This window comes from Pseudomonas trivialis (genome assembly GCF_001439805.1).
Classification (GTDB): domain Bacteria; phylum Pseudomonadota; class Gammaproteobacteria; order Pseudomonadales; family Pseudomonadaceae; genus Aquipseudomonas; species Aquipseudomonas trivialis.
Window position 1 is genome coordinate 289378 of record NZ_JYLK01000002.1, and the last position, 17089, is coordinate 306466.

Annotated in this window: 15 protein-coding genes; 5 read left to right on the forward strand and 10 right to left on the reverse strand. The window is 62.1% G+C overall.

The window, feature by feature from the left end; all coding sequences use genetic code 11:
• Nucleotides 1-70 precede the first annotated feature (70 nt).
• Genes TU79_RS04700 through ptsP form a run of 3 tightly spaced genes read right to left on the reverse strand, consistent with a single transcriptional unit; the run spans nt 71 to nt 5568 of the window.
• Entirely contained in the window at nt 71-1777 is a 1707-nt protein-coding gene (locus tag TU79_RS04700) for a PTS fructose-like transporter subunit IIB (protein WP_057006933.1), read from the reverse strand.
• Nucleotides 1778-1788: 11 nt separating this feature from the next.
• Nucleotides 1789-2709, reverse strand: coding sequence for a 1-phosphofructokinase (gene pfkB, locus TU79_RS04705; RefSeq protein WP_057006934.1), 921 nt, complete (start codon nt 2707-2709; stop codon nt 1789-1791).
• Nucleotides 2710-5568: a phosphoenolpyruvate--protein phosphotransferase gene (gene ptsP, locus TU79_RS04710; protein ID WP_057006935.1), complete on the reverse strand. Its 2859-nt coding sequence runs from the start codon at nt 5566-5568 to the stop codon at nt 2710-2712. It abuts the gene before it with no gap.
• Nucleotides 5569-5863: 295 nt separating this feature from the next.
• Between ptsP and cra the strand changes: the two genes are divergently transcribed.
• Both cra and TU79_RS04720 read left to right on the forward strand, forming a co-directional pair.
• Complete coding sequence (gene cra, locus TU79_RS04715; protein WP_057006936.1) at nt 5864-6859, forward strand: catabolite repressor/activator; 996 nt, start codon at nt 5864-5866, stop codon at nt 6857-6859.
• A 2-nt stretch (nt 6860-6861) separates the two neighbouring features.
• A complete protein-coding gene (locus TU79_RS04720; protein ID WP_057006937.1) occupies nt 6862-7638 on the forward strand; it encodes a TatD family hydrolase in 777 nt (258 codons plus the stop codon).
• On the opposite strand, the gene TU79_RS04725 is transcribed toward TU79_RS04720, so the two are convergent.
• From TU79_RS04725 to TU79_RS04740, 4 genes are all read right to left on the reverse strand, one after another.
• On the reverse strand, nt 7585-8022 hold the full coding sequence (locus TU79_RS04725) for a hypothetical protein (protein WP_057006938.1): 438 nt from the start codon (nt 8020-8022) through the stop codon (nt 7585-7587). The two genes, TU79_RS04720 and TU79_RS04725, sit on opposite strands and share 54 nt — an antisense overlap.
• A 233-nt stretch (nt 8023-8255) precedes the next feature.
• Entirely contained in the window at nt 8256-9092 is an 837-nt protein-coding gene (ampE, locus tag TU79_RS04730) for a regulatory signaling modulator protein AmpE (RefSeq protein WP_057006939.1), read from the reverse strand.
• Nucleotides 9089-9652, reverse strand: a complete 564-nt coding sequence (gene ampD, locus TU79_RS04735; RefSeq protein WP_057006940.1) for a 1,6-anhydro-N-acetylmuramyl-L-alanine amidase AmpD — start codon at nt 9650-9652, stop codon at nt 9089-9091. Before ampD ends, ampE begins: the two co-directional genes overlap by 4 nt.
• 75 nt (nt 9653-9727) lie before the next feature.
• Nucleotides 9728-11866, reverse strand: a complete 2139-nt coding sequence (locus tag TU79_RS04740) for a DUF1631 domain-containing protein (protein ID WP_057006941.1) — start codon at nt 11864-11866, stop codon at nt 9728-9730.
• Nucleotides 11867-12090: 224 nt separating this feature from the next.
• Here TU79_RS04740 and nadC point away from each other — a divergent pair, with 224 nt between their 5' ends.
• A complete protein-coding gene (gene nadC / locus TU79_RS04745) occupies nt 12091-12939 on the forward strand; it encodes a carboxylating nicotinate-nucleotide diphosphorylase (protein ID WP_057006942.1) in 849 nt (282 codons plus the stop codon).
• A 51-nt stretch (nt 12940-12990) separates the two neighbouring features.
• On the opposite strand, the gene TU79_RS04750 is transcribed toward nadC, so the two are convergent.
• The gene (locus TU79_RS04750; protein WP_057006943.1) at nt 12991-13296 is read right to left on the reverse strand and encodes a DUF6388 family protein; all 306 of its coding nucleotides are present in this window, start codon (nt 13294-13296) and stop codon (nt 12991-12993) included.
• Between the two features lie 261 nt (nt 13297-13557).
• Between TU79_RS04750 and TU79_RS04755 the strand changes: the two genes are divergently transcribed.
• Nucleotides 13558-14553, forward strand: a complete 996-nt coding sequence (locus TU79_RS04755; RefSeq protein WP_169793779.1) for a hypothetical protein — start codon at nt 13558-13560, stop codon at nt 14551-14553.
• A gap of 10 nt (nt 14554-14563) precedes the next feature.
• The gene (locus TU79_RS04760) at nt 14564-15115 is read left to right on the forward strand and encodes an LbetaH domain-containing protein (protein ID WP_057006944.1); all 552 of its coding nucleotides are present in this window, start codon (nt 14564-14566) and stop codon (nt 15113-15115) included.
• Here TU79_RS04760 and TU79_RS04765 read toward each other — a convergent pair.
• Together TU79_RS04765 and TU79_RS04770 are read right to left on the reverse strand one after the other, a co-directional pair.
• On the reverse strand, nt 15112-16536 hold the full coding sequence (locus tag TU79_RS04765) for an O-antigen ligase family protein (RefSeq protein ID WP_057006945.1): 1425 nt from the start codon (nt 16534-16536) through the stop codon (nt 15112-15114). The genes TU79_RS04760 and TU79_RS04765 overlap by 4 nt on opposite strands.
• 2 nt (nt 16537-16538) lie before the next feature.
• Nucleotides 16539-16952, reverse strand: coding sequence for a pilin (locus TU79_RS04770; protein WP_057007065.1), 414 nt, complete (start codon nt 16950-16952; stop codon nt 16539-16541).
• Nucleotides 16953-17089: the final 137 nt, after the last annotated feature.

Consider the following 17089-nt stretch of genomic DNA (forward strand, 5'->3'; position numbering starts at 1 on the left):
CTTACAGCCAATAAAGCGCTGAATGTGGGAGCAAGCCCCCCTCCCACATAAAGCTTCCCTGCCGTATCTTCTAGGCGGGCGCGACTGCCAGCTCGACCGCCTCCGGGCGTTTGATCAGCGCATACACGACACCGGTCACCACACTGCCGGCCACAATCGCCAGCAAATACAGCAGCGCGTGATTCATCGCATTCGGAATGATCAGCACGAACAACCCACCATGGGGCGCGGCCAGTTTGCAGCCGAAGTACATCGACAGCGCGCCGGTCAACGCGCCGCCAGCAATGCTGGCCGGGATCACCCGCAGCGGGTCCTTGGCCGCAAAGGGAATCGCGCCTTCAGAGATGAAGCACATGCCCAGAATCATCGCCGCCTTGCCGGCCTCGCGTTCGGTCTGGGCAAACTTGCGCCGCGCCAGGAAGGTGGCGATGCCCATGCCGATTGGCGGCACCATGCCGGCGGCCATCGTCGCGGCCATCGGTGCGCCGCTGGAAGCCGCCAGCAGACCGACCGAGAACGCATACGCGGCCTTGTTGATCGGACCGCCCAGGTCGACGCACATCATGCCGCCGAGCAGGATGCCGAGCAGCACGGCGTTGGTGGTGCCCATGGTGCTGAGAAAGTCCGTGAGGCCGGTCAGCAGCCGCGCCACGGGCGGGCCCACGAGGTAAATCATCGCCAGACCAGTGAACAGGCTGGCCAGCAGCGGAATGATCAGGATCGGCTTGAGCGCTTCCAGGCTCTGGGGCAACTTCACCGCGCGGGTGATCAGCTTGACGCAGTAACCGGCGAGGAAACCGGCGAAAATCCCGCCGATGAATCCCGCCCCCAGGGTGCCGGCCAACAGGCCGCCGATCATGCCGGGCGCGATGCCGGGACGGTCGGCAATCGAGTAGGCGATATAGCCTGCGAGCAACGGCACCATCAGCATGAAAGCCTGGTCGCCGACGCTCTTGAGCGCCGCCGCCAGGGTGCCCTTTTCTTCGAAGGCATGGATGCCGAATACGAAGGACAAGGCGATCAGCAAGCCGCCCGCCACCACCATCGGCAACATGAACGACACGCCGGTGAGCAGGTGCTTGTAGACCCCGGTTTTTTCCTGTTTGGCCACCGCGCCGCTGGCGGCGCTTTCCACCACGCCTTCGGCCAGCGCCTTGTTGAGGGTCGCTTCCGATTGCTTGAGGGCGATGCCGGTGCCGCAGCGGTAGATCTTCTTGCCGGCGAAGCGCTCGGTGGCGACTTCGATATCGGCCGCCAACAACACTACGTCGGCCTCGGCGATGGCCTGCGGGCTCAAGGGTGTGCGTGCGCCGACCGAGCCCTGAGTCTCGACCTGCAGGTCGTAACCCAGGCGCTTGGCCGTCTGTTGCAAGGCTTCAGCAGCCATGAAGGTGTGCGCCACGCCCGTTGGGCAGGCAGTGATCGCGACGATACGCGGCGCCTGAGTGGCCGCGTCCTGCGTGGCGACGTACACCTGAGCCTCTTCGGCCCCACGGCGCAACACCGCTTCGACATCGGCCAGCGCCTGGGCTGGCGTGCTCTGGAACACGCGCTTGCCGATGAACCGTTGCATGTCCACCGGCGTGCTGCTGACCAGCAACACCCACTCGGCATCGTTGAGGGTCGCTTCGGACAACTGACGTTCAGGGTGTTGCACATCGATCACTTCGACGCTGGTGCTCCACCCCTGGCGCTGCGCGGCGGCGTCCAGCAAGCGAGCGCACAGCACACTGGTGACCATGCCGTTCGGGCAGGCGGTAACAATGGCTAATTTCATGACAAACCCTCTTATTGTTCTGTCAGCGCGCGCACTTGGACGCCGCTCTGCAAAATGTCCAGCTGTGCGTGGTCGCCGATGCCGAAACCGACCTGCGTCACCGCCATCGCGGCAATCGCCGTGGCGCGGCCCAGGGTCTGTTCCGGCGTATCGCCACTGAGCAGGCCGTGGAGCATTCCGGCCAGCAGCGAGTCGCCGGCGCCCACGGTACTGGCCACGGTTACGCTGGGCGGCGTGGCGTGCAGGGTTGCACCGGAGCTGTACCAGCTCACGCCCGCAGCCCCGTCGGAAACCACCACATGTTCTACCCCCATCTGGTGCAAACGGCTGATGGCATCCGGGGCATTGCCCAAGGCTTCGGCCAGCTCTTCGGTATTGGGCTTGACCAGCCATGGGCCCGCCTGGAGGCCTGCACGCAGGGCTTCGCCGCTGGTGTCCAGAGCGACTTTCACACCTTGCGCCCTGAGCATCTCCAGCAACGCCTGAAACCACTGCGGGCTGACGCCGCGCGGCAAGCTGCCGGCAACCACTACCGCGTCGAACCGGGGGCCGATCTCTGCCAGCAGCTTGAGCAGTTGCGTTTGCGCCTGCTCACTCACCAGCGGGCCCGGGGCATTGATGTCAGTCACGCGGCCGTTGTGTTCGGCAATCTTGATATTGCTGCGGGTTTCGCCCGGCACGCGCACGAATGCGTCGCCGAACCCACGGTGGGCGATCAGCGCATCGAAGGCCTGGGGGTTGGCGTCGCCGAGAAAGCCGCTCACGCTCAGTTGATGGCCCAGATCGGCGAGCACCTGGGCGACGTTCACGCCCTTGCCCGCCGCGTGGGTGAGCATGTTTTCGCTGCGGTTGACCTCCCCCGCTTCCAGGCGCGGCAGGCGCACCGTGAGGTCCAACGCCGGGTTCAGCGTCAGGGTCAGAATCTTCGCCATTTACACGGCCTCCACTAAGGCTCGCACTTCGGCGGGTGAACCCACCGCCAATGATTTTTGCGCCAGGCTTTGGGCCTCGCTCAGGCTGAATTCGCGTACCCGCGCTTTCACTTCGGGAATGCTGCGGGCCGACACGCTCAACTCGTCCACCCCCAGGCCCACCAGTACCGGCACGGCCAACGGGTCGGCGGCCAGCTCGCCGCACACCCCCACCCATTTGCCATGGGCATGGGCCGCGCGCACGGTGATGTCGATCAATTGCAAAACGGCGGGGTGCAGGCCATCGGCCTGGGCGGACAACGTCGGGTGGCCACGGTCGATGGCCAGGGTGTACTGGGTGAGGTCGTTGGTGCCGACGCTGAAGAAGTCGACTTCCTTGGCGAGCACCGGCGCCAGCAGCGCGGCCGACGGCACTTCGATCATGATGCCCAACTGCAAGTCGGCCACCGGGATTTCCAGGCGCAGGCGCTCGGTCATGTCGCGGGCCGCGCGCCACTCATCGACGCTGCCGACCATGGGGAACATGATGCGCAGCGGACGGTTATCCGCCGAACGCAACAGCGCGCGCAGCTGCGCTTCCATGATCTGCGGGCGTTGCAGGGTCAGACGGATGCCGCGCACGCCAAGGAAGGGGTTTTCTTCCTCGGCAATCGGCCAATAAGGCAGCGGTTTGTCGCCGCCCACATCCAGGGTGCGTACCACCAGTGGGCGACCGTCGAGTCCATCCAGCACGCGACGGTATTCGGCTTCCTGAGTGGCTTCGTCCGGCGCCTGGGAGTGGGCCATGAAAATCAGCTCGGTGCGTAGCAGGCCGATACCTTCGGCGCCCTGCTCCACCGCGCTGGCCACGCCGGCGCTTTCGCCGATATTGGCGAACACTTCCACCGCATGTCCGTCGCGGGTGCAGGCCGGCTCGTGGCGCTGGGCCGAGGCGGCTTGCAGGCGTTGCTCGCGGGTGTCGCGCTCCACGGTGGCACGCTGCAGCGTGGCGGCATCGGGGTCGACATGCAGGCGACCGCGCTGACCATCAAGCAGCAACGGCGTGCCGGCAGCCAGCAGCAACACGGCCGGCCCGGCGCCGACCAACGCGGGAATCCCGAGGGCACGGGCGACGATGGCGCTGTGGGCCGTAGCGCCACCGCGGGCGGTGAGGATGCCGGCCACGCGGGCCGGGTCCAGGCGCGCGACGTCCGAAGGGCCGACCTCGTCCATCACCAGAATGTAAGGCTCGCTCGGCTCCTGGGCGCTCTCGACGCCGCACAGTTGCGCCAGCACACGGCGGCCGATGTCACGCAGGTCGGCGGCGCGCTCGGCGAGCAAGGCGTCCTGCAGCGACTCCTGCTGTTTGGCGGCGCTCTCGATCACGCTCATCCACGCCGCCTGCGCACTCTCGCCCTGCTTGAGGCGGGTGTCGACGTCATCGGTGAGTTCCGGGTCGTCGAGCATTTCCTGGTGGGTGATGAAAATCTCGCGGATCGCCTTGGCCTGACTGCGCTCGATCAGGCCCTGAATTTCACCGCGCACATCGGCCAGCGCGTCCTGCAGACGCTGGCGCTCAATGGCACAGGATTCGCCGCGCAGCGGGTAATCAAACACCTGCTGCACTTGAATATGCGCAGGCCCGATGGCGATGCCCGGCGCGGCGGCGATCGCCTGGCTCTGGCTGCCGGCAAGCGGCGCACTGATGATGGGTTCGATCTCGACAGGCGCGGGCTGTTCGCTCACGGTCGGCAGCGGTTCGATCTCTTCGCCAAGGCCCTGCTCGACGGCGGCCAACAGGGCGGGCAAGGCGTCGCCAGCAATGGTCGGTTCGGCGACAAACTCCAGCACCTGGCCGCGACGCGCGCCGAGGCTGAGCAGCTTGCTCAGGCTTTTTGCCGACACGGCGCCCACCGGCCCATCGACGATGCGCAGGCGAATATCGCCGTCAAAGCTTTTCGCCAATTGCGCCAGGATCTTCGCCGGGCGCGCGTGCAGGCCGTGGGCGTTGGCCAGGGTGACCCGCGCGCTGGGCCAGTCTGGCGGCAGTTCGCCGCCGAGCACTTCGAGCACCGCGCGGCTGCTGGTGGCGCGCCCCAATTCCTGGCCGCGTCCTTCGATCAACAAGGCGCACAGGCGTTCGAGCAAGGCCTGATGCGCTTCGCCCAGACTCGCCAGGCAGAACAGGCCATTGAGCGGCTGGCCGAGGTAGCGCATGGGTTTGTCCGGGGTGACGAACGCCAGGCCCGGGCGCTTCACCGTTTGCTCGCTGTGCAGCCACCACAGGCCATCGCCCAGGGGGAGCGCGTCGACCTGCTGCAGCACGGCAGCGAAACCATTGCTCACACAGTCAGCTTGACGCAGCAGACGTGCGCCGCGCCATACCAGTTCTTCAAAATCATCGGCGGACACGCCCAGGCTGATCATCTGGGCGTCCAGCGCCAGTTCCTGCGGCGCGCCTTGCAACAGTTTCAACAGCGCTTCGGCGCTCTCGGCACGGCGCAGCGCCTGGCCCAGGTCGGTTTCACCGAGGGCGCGGGTCAAGAGCTGCAGCAGGCGCAGGTGTTCATCGGACTTGGCGGCAATGCCGATCGCCAGGTAGACGATCTGGCCGTCGCCCCAGTCCACCCCTTCGGGGAACTGCAGCAGACGCACGCCGGTGGAAAATACCTGGTCGCGGGTTTCCGGGGTGCCGTGGGGGATGGCGATGCCCTGGCCGAGAAAGGTCGAGCCTTGGGCTTCACGGGCTTGCAGGCCACTGAGGTAGCCCTCGGCGACCAGGCCGTCGGTCACCAGTGTGTCAGCGAGCAGTTGCAAGGCAGCAGATTTATCCACGGCCAATTGGCCCATGGATATCTGCTCTACAGTGAGCTCAAGCATGCCGATCTCCTAGTTAGTGCGCGCAACGCACTAGGTATTGTTTTGAATAAAACAGTGTAAGCGTGTTTCAGGAACTAAACGGCTGATGGTCAATTGGCAGTAGCCAGTCAGTCGCGAACGTCGTAAAAATACGCTGGCTGAAACGTTTAATCTAGAATTTATGGCAGATTACGCGTTAATTGCGCAAGCTTGAAGGACCATTGGGCACTTGAGCTTGGACATTGGTCGCATGCAGGAATCGGTTACGATTGGACAAAATGTCGGGGCAAGCTCCAAAAAACAAGGAAATCCCGCTTTGAAACTCAGCGATATCGCACGTTTGGCCGGTGTGTCCGTGACCACCGCCAGCTATGTCATCAACGGCAAGGCCGAACAACAACGCATCAGCAGTGCAACGGTCGAGCGGGTGCGTGCCGTGGTGCAAGCCCATGGTTTTACCCCCAACCCACAGGCCGCCGGGCTGCGCAGTCGGCATACGCGCACCCTGGGCTTTATCCTGCCGGACCTGGAAAACCCCAGTTACGCACGCATCGCCAAGCTACTGGAACAAGGTGCGCGGGCGCGTGGCTATCAATTGTTGATCGCCAGCTCCGACGATGACGCCGACAGCGAGCGTCAGTTGCTGCAACTGTTTCGTGCGCGGCGCTGCGACGCGCTGTTCGTTGCCAGTTGCCTGCCGGCCAGCGATGACAGTTACCGCGAGCTGCAAGCCAAGGGCCTGCCGGTGATTGCCATCGACCGGGTCATGGAGGCCGGGCAGTTCTGTTCGGTGGTCAGCGACGACCGTCAGGCGTGCCAGCAACTGACCAGCAGCCTGCTGCAACCGCTGCCCGGTCAGATCGCGCTGATTGGCGCGCGGCCCGAACTGAGCATCAGCCAGGAGCGCGCCGCAGGCTTTCACCAGGCGCTGCGGGATTTTACCGGCGACGTGATCATCGAACAGGGCGAAGCCTTCAGCCGTGAATGCGGCCGACAGTTGATGGAGCAATTACTGCAGCGATTGGGGCATTTGCCTGACGCGCTGGTGACAACCTCCTACGTATTGTTGCAAGGCGTGTTCGATGCGCTGCACGATTACCCGCTCAAGTCGCAACCGCTGCGTCTGGGCACCTTTGGTGACACGCAACTGCTGGACTTCCTGCCGCTGCCGGTCAATGCCATGGCCCAGCAACATCAGCTGATTGCCGACGCGGCGCTGCGCCTGGCCCTGGCCGCCATCGAAGAAGAACATTACCAGCCCGGCGTGCACGCCATTGGCCGCACTTTCAAGCAGCGCATTCACGAGGTCTGAGCGTGGAGCTGATCGACACCCACACCCACCTCGACTTCCCGGACTTCGACAGCGACCGCCGTGAGGTCCTCGCCCATAGCCGACAGCTTGGCGTGCAACGCATGGTGGTGCTCGGGGTGTATCGGCAGAACTGGCAGCGCGTGTGGGAGCTGGTGCAGACAGATGAAGGCCTGTTCGCCGCCTTCGGCCTGCACCCTGTGTACCTCGAGCAACATCGCCCTGCCGACCTGACTGAACTCGGCGACTGGCTGACGCGCCTGCACGGCCATCGGCAACTGTGCGCCGTGGGTGAGATTGGCCTGGATTACTTTCTCCAGATGCTGGACCGTGAGCGCCAGCAACCGCTGTTCGAAGGCCAGTTGAAGTTGGCCGAAGACTTCAAGTTGCCGGCGCTGGTGCATGTGCGCCGCAGCCATGCCTGCGTTATCGCCACGCTCAAGCGCATACGCCTGTCACGGGGCGGTATCATCCACGCGTTTGCCGGCAGCCTGGAAGAAGCCCGCGAATACATCAAGCTGGGCTTCAAACTCGGCCTGGGGGGTGCCGCCACCTGGCCCCAGGCCCTGCGCATGCACAGGGTGCTTGCTCAACTGCCACTGGAGGCGGTGGTACTGGAGACAGATTCGCCGGATATGGCGCCGGCCATGTACCCAGGCCAGCGCAACAGCCCACAGCACTTGCCCGCCATCTGCACGGCACTGGCCGAACGCATGGGCATCAGCCCTCTAGTGCTGGCTGAGACGAGCACACGCAATGCGCGCGAGCTGTTCAATTGGTAGCACCTGGGCCGGGCTGACCACTTGCAGCGCCAGAATCATCCGCTGCCGGTGACGGACATAACGCAACACCAGAAAATGCACCAGCACCACGGCCAATGACAGGTTCAGTTGCTCGATGAGGCCGATGAACCCGACCCATTGCGCCACCAGCGCCGCGATCAGCGTGGCGCAGGTCAACACAATCATGCCCGGCCGTACCAGCGCCCAGTGATCCAGAGCCTTGAACCGGCGCAACTGCCTGGGGCAACTCAGATGCAGGATGCGCTGGCAGTAGGGGCAGTCGAAGGGCTCCTGGATGGCGATGGCGTTCATTTGCCAAGGCTTGAGCTCAAAGGTGATGTCGCAATGAGCGCAGTGCCCCTTGATGCCGATTGCAGCGGTCATCGCCGTGCCTCCATTGGAACGTGAGTGAATGATATGAATTCTCACTCATCCACGTCAGCAAAAGCGCCACGCGAGGAAATCAGGATATGCACCACAACCGCGAACGAAACACCTTACAACCTTCTCTCACATACAAAATATGGAAAGCACCGCCAAGCCTTCGACCTGGCGTTGTCACGCAGCAAACAGAGCCCCCGTGGCAAGCGCGCTTGCCACAGCAATGAGGCCATTGATCAAGGCAATACGGTCCAGATGGCAAAGCCGGCATACCACAGCACGGCGGCGCGCAGCAGCAATTCCCACAGTCGGTCCAGGCTGTTGATGCCTTCTGCCCCCACGGCCGGCGGTGGGATTTCGGCGGCAACCAAGCCGACCTTTTCCACCAGCTGTGCAGCGCTGATGTCCCAGCTCAGCAGCTCGTGAAGCATCACCCGGCCAACCGCGACGAAGTTGCCCACCAAGGCAAAACTTGCTGCCAGCAGGCGCACTGGCACCCAGTCAAACGCATGCCGCAGTTGCCCGGCACGCTCGGCCACCTGGGGGTTCTGGCTGTGCTCACTGGCCAGGGCCAGCAGGCGATAGGCCAGGGCTGCGACGGGCCCCAAAAGGAAGTACCAGAAAATTACTGCAAAAAAGCTCTGGTAGGCCTGCCACAGCAGGTGGCCCTGAACCCGTTCCAGCAGTTGCTCGCCATTGTCGGCGCCGACGTTCAGATCGCGCTCGGCCACATGTTCGGCGGCCTGCAAATCGCCGCGCCGCCAGGCGTCACGAAACGGCCCGAGCGCCGCGAGCAGATCGCCACGCCCGAGGCTGTAAATCAGCACCAGCAAGTGCACCGGCAATGCCAGCAAACCATAGGCTACCGGTTCCAGTACCAGCAACAACAACGCCAGCAACGCGACCGGCACCAGCACCAGCACCGCCAGCACCAGCCAGGGCTGCTTGCCCATGCGCGGACTCGCTTCCAGCCTGGCCAGCTCACGCAGCCAACCACCATCGCGCTGCAACCGCTGGCGCAAGGCCGAGAACTTCTCGATCCATACCGCCAGTACCAACACCAGGAAACTCATTGTGTATGCCCTCCTTCCTGCAGAGCGCTGCGAAAGCGCGCCCAATCAAAAGCCGGACCGGGGTCGGTCTTGCGTCCCGGCGCGATATCACTGTGACCACGGATGCGTTGAGGCGTGATACCCGTGTAAGCCGCCAGCAACTGATGTGTCAGCTTGATCAGCGACGCGTACTGGGCATCGGTGTACACCAGGTCGTCTGTGCCTTCCAGCTCGATACCCAGGGAAAAGTCATTGCACGTCTCACGCCCCTCGAATCGGGAAACGCCAGCATGCCAGGCCCGGTCGAGACAAGACACAAACTGCGTGACTGCGCCGTCGCGCTCAATCAGAAAGTGCGCGGACACCCGTAGGTCGGCAATCCCCTCAAAGTAGGGATGTTCCGTGACATCCAGGCAATTCTGAAAAAATTCCTGCACCTTGCCGGTGCCGAACTGCCCCGGCGGCAAACTGATGTTATGCACCACCAACAGTGAGATTTCGCCTGAGGGGCGCTCGTTGAAGTTGGGCGAAGGGCAGTGACGAATGCCCTTGCACCAACCACTGGCGGGGTCCAGTTGCATGCAGGATCCTTGAACGTGACGAAGTGAACGTGACTGAGTGTGACCAGTATGCCGCGTTCCACCCCGGCGTTGCGATCACTTGCCGCGATTGAGTTGGCGCAGCTTGCCGGTCACCGCAGTCAACGCACGCTCAAACAGCGGGCCATCATCCAGCAGGCGCAGCGCGTCATGCTTGAACGCCAACGCCAGTTGGCCGACGCTTTTCTCCATGACCTTGAGCCCCGAGCGGTTGACGAACACGTAGCTGCCGACAGGTGCCATGATCGCCAGCAGCTTGCAGCGCAGGGGGGCTGGCCGCTCATCCTGCAACTCGATCCAGCCACCGATTCGCAACTGCAACGCCTTGAGCAGATCAGGGTCGTCCGCCGGAAGGCCTTCGGTGGCATCGACTGCACCGGGGCCGAGTGCAAAGGGCTCGCGCACCTCAATCAGCGCCTCGGCACCCGCGGCCGGTTGCAGATGCAGCGTCTGCAGGCGCACAAAGAAATCACGCGTGCTGAACGGATCGAACGATGCGCTGGTCAAGCCGTCACGCAATGCCTTGAGCAACCCCGGCAGTTGCTCCAGCAGATGCCGACCGGCCTCGGTGTCGTGCTGCAGGCTGACGCTCCAGATCAACTCGTCCATGGTGCGCAGCCCCGCCTGCCACTGCACCGACTGTTCACCATGCTTGAGGCTGACCAATAACAACACCTGGCTCCAGGCCTGTTGCAGAAACTGCACCACGGCCAGCGGCAACACCTTGCCCAGCAGCCGGCGGTTGAGCACGTCAGCCACACGCTGACGTGCTGCATCGGCACGCATGCGCCCGTCTTCAGCGTCACGGGTGTGTTGCTCAATCAACTCGCTGCGCCGCTGCTCCTCAACGCACGATGCGCTGAACGGCATCAACAACCGGGAGAAAATCGCCGGGTCCTCAACGTATTCATTGAGCAGGCACTGCACGACCTGTTCGATGCGCAGGTACAGGCTGTCGCGCTGGTAATCCTCGCACGGGTTCCAGCCCAGGACCGAGGTGGCGATTTCATTGAGCAACTGCCGCGCGGGATGACTGGCGCAACTGAAAAGGCGCTTGTCCAGCAACGCCACCTTCAGCAATGGAATCTGCAAACGCGCAATCAACGCCTTGAAAGCTTCAGGCACCGCAGGATCATTGAGCATGAATTCGAACAGCAGGGCGATCAGGTTGATCACGTCTTCGTCGACGCCCTCCACCACACGGGACTTGCCGCTCTTGACGCTGAAGCGGGTCAATAATTGTTCGAGCTGGTTACGCAGGTCAACGTCGTCCTCCGCCTGGGGTTGCGGGACGTATTGCTGCAGATGGGAAAGCAGACGCAGCAGGTCGCGGGTGGCAATCGGCTGCGGTTCGGCGCTGGCTTCCAGAGTGGGCGCCACACTGCCACGCACGGCGGCGAGCAGTTGCTGAAGCGCGGCGAAGTCCTGCTGGCTGTTTTCATCCAGGGCCTGGCCAGTGCCTGGCGGTGCAGGCTCGCTCGCCACGCATCCAGCACGACGACGGGAAGGCGCGCTCTTGAGTTCGGGTAAAACGCCGGTCGCCATCAGCAACTGATTGGCCTCGCCGTACAACAGGTCGGTGTCGCTGAGCACGTATTTCTCAAACAGCTTGAGCATGATCAGCTTGACGCGGATTTCCACGCCGAGACTGCGCCCGGCGCGCAGGAAAAACTCGCACAACAGGGCCGGGCCCAAGGGGTTTTCGCGCTCGTCCAGTTGCTTGCCAAGCAGCGCGTTCATACGGGCGGTCAATTGCCCCAGGGCCAAACCATCGCGGTGCCGCACCCGGCCGAGCATCGCATCAAGCGCCACGGCTTTTTCGCGGGCATCGTCGGTAGTGCCTGGCAGCGAATCGTAGGACACCACCGGCACCATGTTCAGCTCACCGCTGCCCGTCTGGCCGAGATGGGCGAAGGCCTGGAACAGCTGTTCCATGAAGACGCGTTCGAAGTTCTTGCGCTTGAGCCGAAGGTCGCGCATGGCCTCGAAAAAGATATGGTGATCGGCGTTACTGCGGGCCTTGTCGGCCATTTCGAACAAAGTGTCGTCGGCGTTATCAAACAGCTCCTGCAAGCCCTGCTGCAACTGTTGGGCAGCCTTGTCGCGAACCTGCAGCAACACCACTGGCAGGCGCGCGAGCGGCGATGGCGTAGCCTGTGCCCTGTTGATGGGCACCACCTTTCCGTCATTGTGCATCCTGGCCTCCTGAAACGGCGGTGGACGATCAGGCGGGCGCCGCCGATATCCGATTATCACCCGGACGTCAAAGCTATGACGCCAATTGCAAGGCGCGGGATTATCTTGCAAACAGGGGGCGCTACGCCAGCAAACTCTGAGATTCACCGGCAAAAGAGCAGGTGGCGGTGGGTTCGGCCACGCAGTGCCCCTATAATCGGCGCACATTGTTTGTGGAGCCTGTTATGCCGAATCTCCGTCTTGCCGACCTCACCGCCGAAATCGAAGCCAACGTGCGCCGCGCACTGCTGGAAGACATCGGCAGTGGCGACATCACCGCGCAGTTGATCCCGGCTGAACGGCTGGCGAAAGCCACGATCATCACGCGCGACGCGGCGGTTATCAGTGGCACGGCTTGGGTGGATGCCGTGTTTCGCCAACTGGACCCGCGGGTCGCCGTGCATTGGCAGGTGGTCGATGGCGAGCGTGTCAGCCCCGATCAGGCGCTGTTCCACCTGGAAGGCCCTGCCCGCTCGCTGCTCAGCGGTGAACGGTGCGCTCTGAATTTTCTGCAACTGCTGTCAGGCGTTGCCACGCGTGCCCAGTACTTGGCGGACTTCGTCGCCAGCACCCAGGTCAAGTTGCTCGACACACGCAAAACCCTGCCGGGCCTGCGCCTGGCGCAGAAATACGCGGTGACCTGCGGCGGCTGTCATAACCACCGCATCGGTTTGTACGACGCCTTCCTGATCAAGGAAAACCACATCGCGGCCTGCGGCGGCATTGCCCAGGCGGTTACTGCCGCGCACAGGATCGCGCCGGGCAAGCCGGTGGAAATCGAAGTGGAAAGCCTGGATGAACTGCGCGAAGCACTCGACGCGGGAGCCGATATCATCATGCTCGATGAATTGAGCCTGGACGACATGCGCGAAGCGGTGCGCCTGAACGGCGGCAGGGCCAGGCTTGAGGCCAGCGGCGGAATCAACGAAAGCACCTTGCTGCCCATCGCCGAAACCGGGGTGGACTACATTTCGATTGGTGCGATGACCAAGGATGTGAAGGCAGTGGATCTGTCGATGCGACTGAGTATCTGACGCCTGTTTTAGTGCGGGAGCGAGCACACTCGCTCCCGCACAGGTTCGCGTTCAGACGACCAGGTTGTTCATCTCGCAGTATTCGTCCCATTCGACACCCAGCACCTCGGCCGCCTCTTTGTGCAGGGCCAGGCGTGCGTTCTCGAACTCTTCCGGTGTCGAGGTGTACTTGAGGGTCAGTTCCCAAGGCTGGAGACTCTGGCTCTCGGCCTCATCCTCGAATGCCCACTGGATCTGGTCGCGCTGATCATCAGCGCTCAGGTCCTTGATCTCTTCTTTGAGCTGCGGCGTGTCCTCAAGGTATTTTTCGAGGGCTTCTTCGTGCCGGGCTTCCTGGGTCACTTCAGTCGTGGTCATGGTGTTCTCTCAGATCTGGGAATGGGGATGCATCTGGGTCATCAAGGTTGCGCAGATACGAAAGAGCGGGCGTAAATACCTGCTCGTCTGGCCTTCAGAACCATTCTTGGATCAGCTGAAAACAATGTTGCCGTTGAGACATTTCGCGCAGCGGACGCTCAGCCCGACACGCTGAACGATAATAGGCACTCTGCCGAAAGATCGCCACCCTCAGAAGGTGACTGCAGAAACCTCATTCGTTCGTTGACTGCCTGCCGTTTCATGAGTAACGATCGAGCCAACATCCCCATGTGGAGAATGCATTTGCCCGCCCCCCCGAAAACCTTCTCGCTTGCGCAGGTTCAGCACCAGCTTCGGCAAATGGGTGTTGCCTTCGTCTCCCACGGCACAGCTGCGCAAAGCGCCTTTGCATTCAAGAGCCTGCGTCAGGTCGAGCCAGGCGGAATTTATTTTTTATCGCCGGGCATTGGTGATCCGCCGCCGATAACTCGCTCAATAGTCCTGCGCGAAGAAACCGATTTGTGCGGGGAAGCCAATGTAATACTGCAGGTCGAGCATCCACAGTTGGTGTTTTATCGCCTGATGGAAGCCATGGTGGCAGACCGAAAAAAACTTCAGGGCATCCACCCTACTGCCGTTATTGGCGAGGATTGCGACGTTGACCCCGCGGCATACATAGGACCTTTCTGCGTACTGGAGGATTGTGTTGTGAAGGCCGGTGCCAACCTTCACTCCCATGTCACCGTAATGCGTGGAAGCACCATCGAAGAAGATGTCACCATTGAATCGCACTCCACTGTCGGCGCAACGGGGGTGGCCTGGATCTGGGACCCGGTTACGCGCCGAAGAGTGATTCAGCCGCAGATTGGCTACACCCGAATCAGGCAGGGCACATTCCTGGGTACCGATGTGACTGTGGTACGTGGCTCGGTCAACGAAACAACCACCATTGGTCAGGGCTGCGTGATCGCACACGGCAGCAAGATTGGTCATGGCTCACTGATCGGCGACGAGTGTCACTTTGCCAATAACGTATCGATTGCCGGCAACGTCACACTGGGCAACCAGTGCTTTCTTGGATCAGGTGCTATCGTAAGACCACAGACGCGCATAGCCGAGCGCACGGTGGTTGGCGCCGGAGCGGTGGTGGTTAAACACATCGAGGAGCCCGGACTTTTAGTGATGGGTATGCCAGCCAAAACGGTGAAGTCGGCAACTGACGATCTGTCAGGTGTCCCAAAATCATTGGAAAACTAAAAGTATCGAAATGAACAATTACTCAATCGTTTCAGACAAGGCTGTAATAGGCGACGATGTTGTGATCGGCCGCTTCTGCATCATTGAAGATGATGTTGAAATCAAGGAAGGCGCGGTGATCGAAGACTACGCCATGGTGCTCAAAGGCGCCAGAATCGGCAGGCGTACAAGAATCGGCACCTATACGAAAATCGGTCGGAATGCAGTGATTGGGGATGACTGTTCATTCACCTCCTACTGTGAAATTCGAGACAACTGTCAGCTAGGTAACCGTGTACTGATGGGCAGTCGCGGCACACTTTCCGCCAACACCATTGTTGAAGATGATGTGGTGATGAAATATGCATTCGTGGTCACTGACACGCCCGACCTGACCAAAAATGACGAAAAATGCGTGGGCACGCTCAAGAAAGGCTCACGCTTCGGCGCCAGCGTCGTGATCATGCCGTCTGTGACCATTGGGGAAAATGCCGAGATTGGTGCGTGCTCTCAGGTGCGCAAGGATGTGCCTGACAACCAGGTATGGTTTGGCATACCGGCCAAGTACTATCGGGACGTTTAAAAGCCGTCGACTCGGGGCTTTGGCAGCGCAATTACGCCCTGAGCCCAGAAGCGCGGCTGCAGATGATCACCACGCCCGTCCAGATAGCTTTGCCTGGCTTGCTCAAGATGCGGAACGTCGCGGATCACCACATATAGCAACAGCCCCACGGCGAGCACACTTGTCATCCTCCACACGCCAGCAGCCAGAGGCAGAGCAACAGGCTCAGGGCTTCTGGGCACATGCAGCGCCATCAGCCAGCCCACCACCAGCGCCAGCCACACCTGCGAGTTGGGCATCACGATCACGCCATCGACCATGGACTGCGTCAACGCGCCGACCAGCGCCGCAAACAGGCATAACCGCAGAAGATCGGCACGCGTGGCAACCAAGGCACGCTCACGGATCAGGCCAACAGTCGCCCAGCCGCCCCAGCCTGCCAGAATCGCCACGCACAGCGCCGACGGCACACCCCATTCACTGGCCCATTGCAGGATGGCCTGGTGAGGGTGGGCAGCGATGGGGTTGGCCACATCGGCAAAATGCATGGGGCCGAAGCCCAACCATGGGCGCTCGGCAATCATCTGCCAGCCCTGCCACCAGATCGGGCCACGACCCGACAGCGATGTGGTGAGACGGTCACCGGCGGCACTGATAATCTCGTTGCCGGAATGGTGCGCCACCAGCATGAACAGACAGCCGTACAACAACAGGCCACCGCACACACCCGCCAATTGCCAGGCCACCCAGCGCCGCCCCCAGGGGCCGAGCCACATCAGCACAGCCGCAGCGGCTGCCATGCCGAGCCATGTACCGCGGGTGCCGCCGCTGATTGCAATCAACCACCAGACGCACAACAACGCCAACACGGCCGCGCGTGCCGGGCGCGTGCCCCTGGCGATCAGCAGGGGCAGCGCCAGCAGTGGCAAGGTGAAGGTCTGGAATTGGCCGTAGAAGCGCTTGTTGGAAAACCCGGACAGCAGCAGGTCAAGGTTGAGCAAGCGCTGACCACTGCCGAACGCGAGTATCACCGCATACATGTACTGGACTGACTTGATCACGCACAACATCAGCACGATCAACATCAGCGCGCTGTCGATCGACTCACCACCATTGCGCCTGAGCGAAATGACCGCCAGCGCAATCGCCCCACTGCAGATGAACAGCGCCATTTCAGTGAGTGCCCACAGAGGCTGATGCGCGAAGGCCGAAGACAGCAAACCCAACACCATAATCAGGGCCAGGCCTACGGCGGCAGGCCGATTCACCGACCACTCGGGTGAAGACACCGACAACCCGTACACCACTGCGCACAGCCCCAGGCCAATCTGCGTGCCCCGTTGCAGATCATGCCCGCTGAATGGCGCACAGATGCCCAGCGCCAGCAGGCACGCTGTGGCAATCAGAAACAGGCTGTCGCGCTGAGTGCGGGTTAATAACACGCTTATGCCCCTGTGACGCCACACCCTTTGGCGACGTATTTCGCCTCGGCGGTGGTCACGCACTTCCAGCCTTCGGTGGCGCTGCGTGTCAGTGTAATGCTCTTGCCCAGCACCGGCGCCGGGGCATCGAGTATTTCGCAACTGATGGAGCCGACGCCGGTGGCAACGTCGCCTGTCACGTCGATCCTGCAGTTGGCGGTGGGGCTGGTGCCGCCGATCAAGGCGACGGTGGGAACGGTCCCCTGGTTGAAGGTATCTTCGTAGCCGGCCTTCAACGCGCTGATTTCAGCCAGCCCGGCCGTGAATTTGGCCTTGGCCTGGTGCGTGGTGTACATGGGCAGGCCAATGGTGGCCAGGATGCCGATAATTGCCACGACGATGAGCAATTCGATCAAGGTAAAGCCTTTTTGACGTATCACATTCACTCTCCAGAATAGAACCATGACAAGGCGCGTCCTGCGCCCCGCAGTCGGCAACGGCGCCAGTGTACTCATGCGCAGGCGCTCAATCGCGCTTGGTCGCACATTCTGACATTTTGCCTCTCGAGACGAGC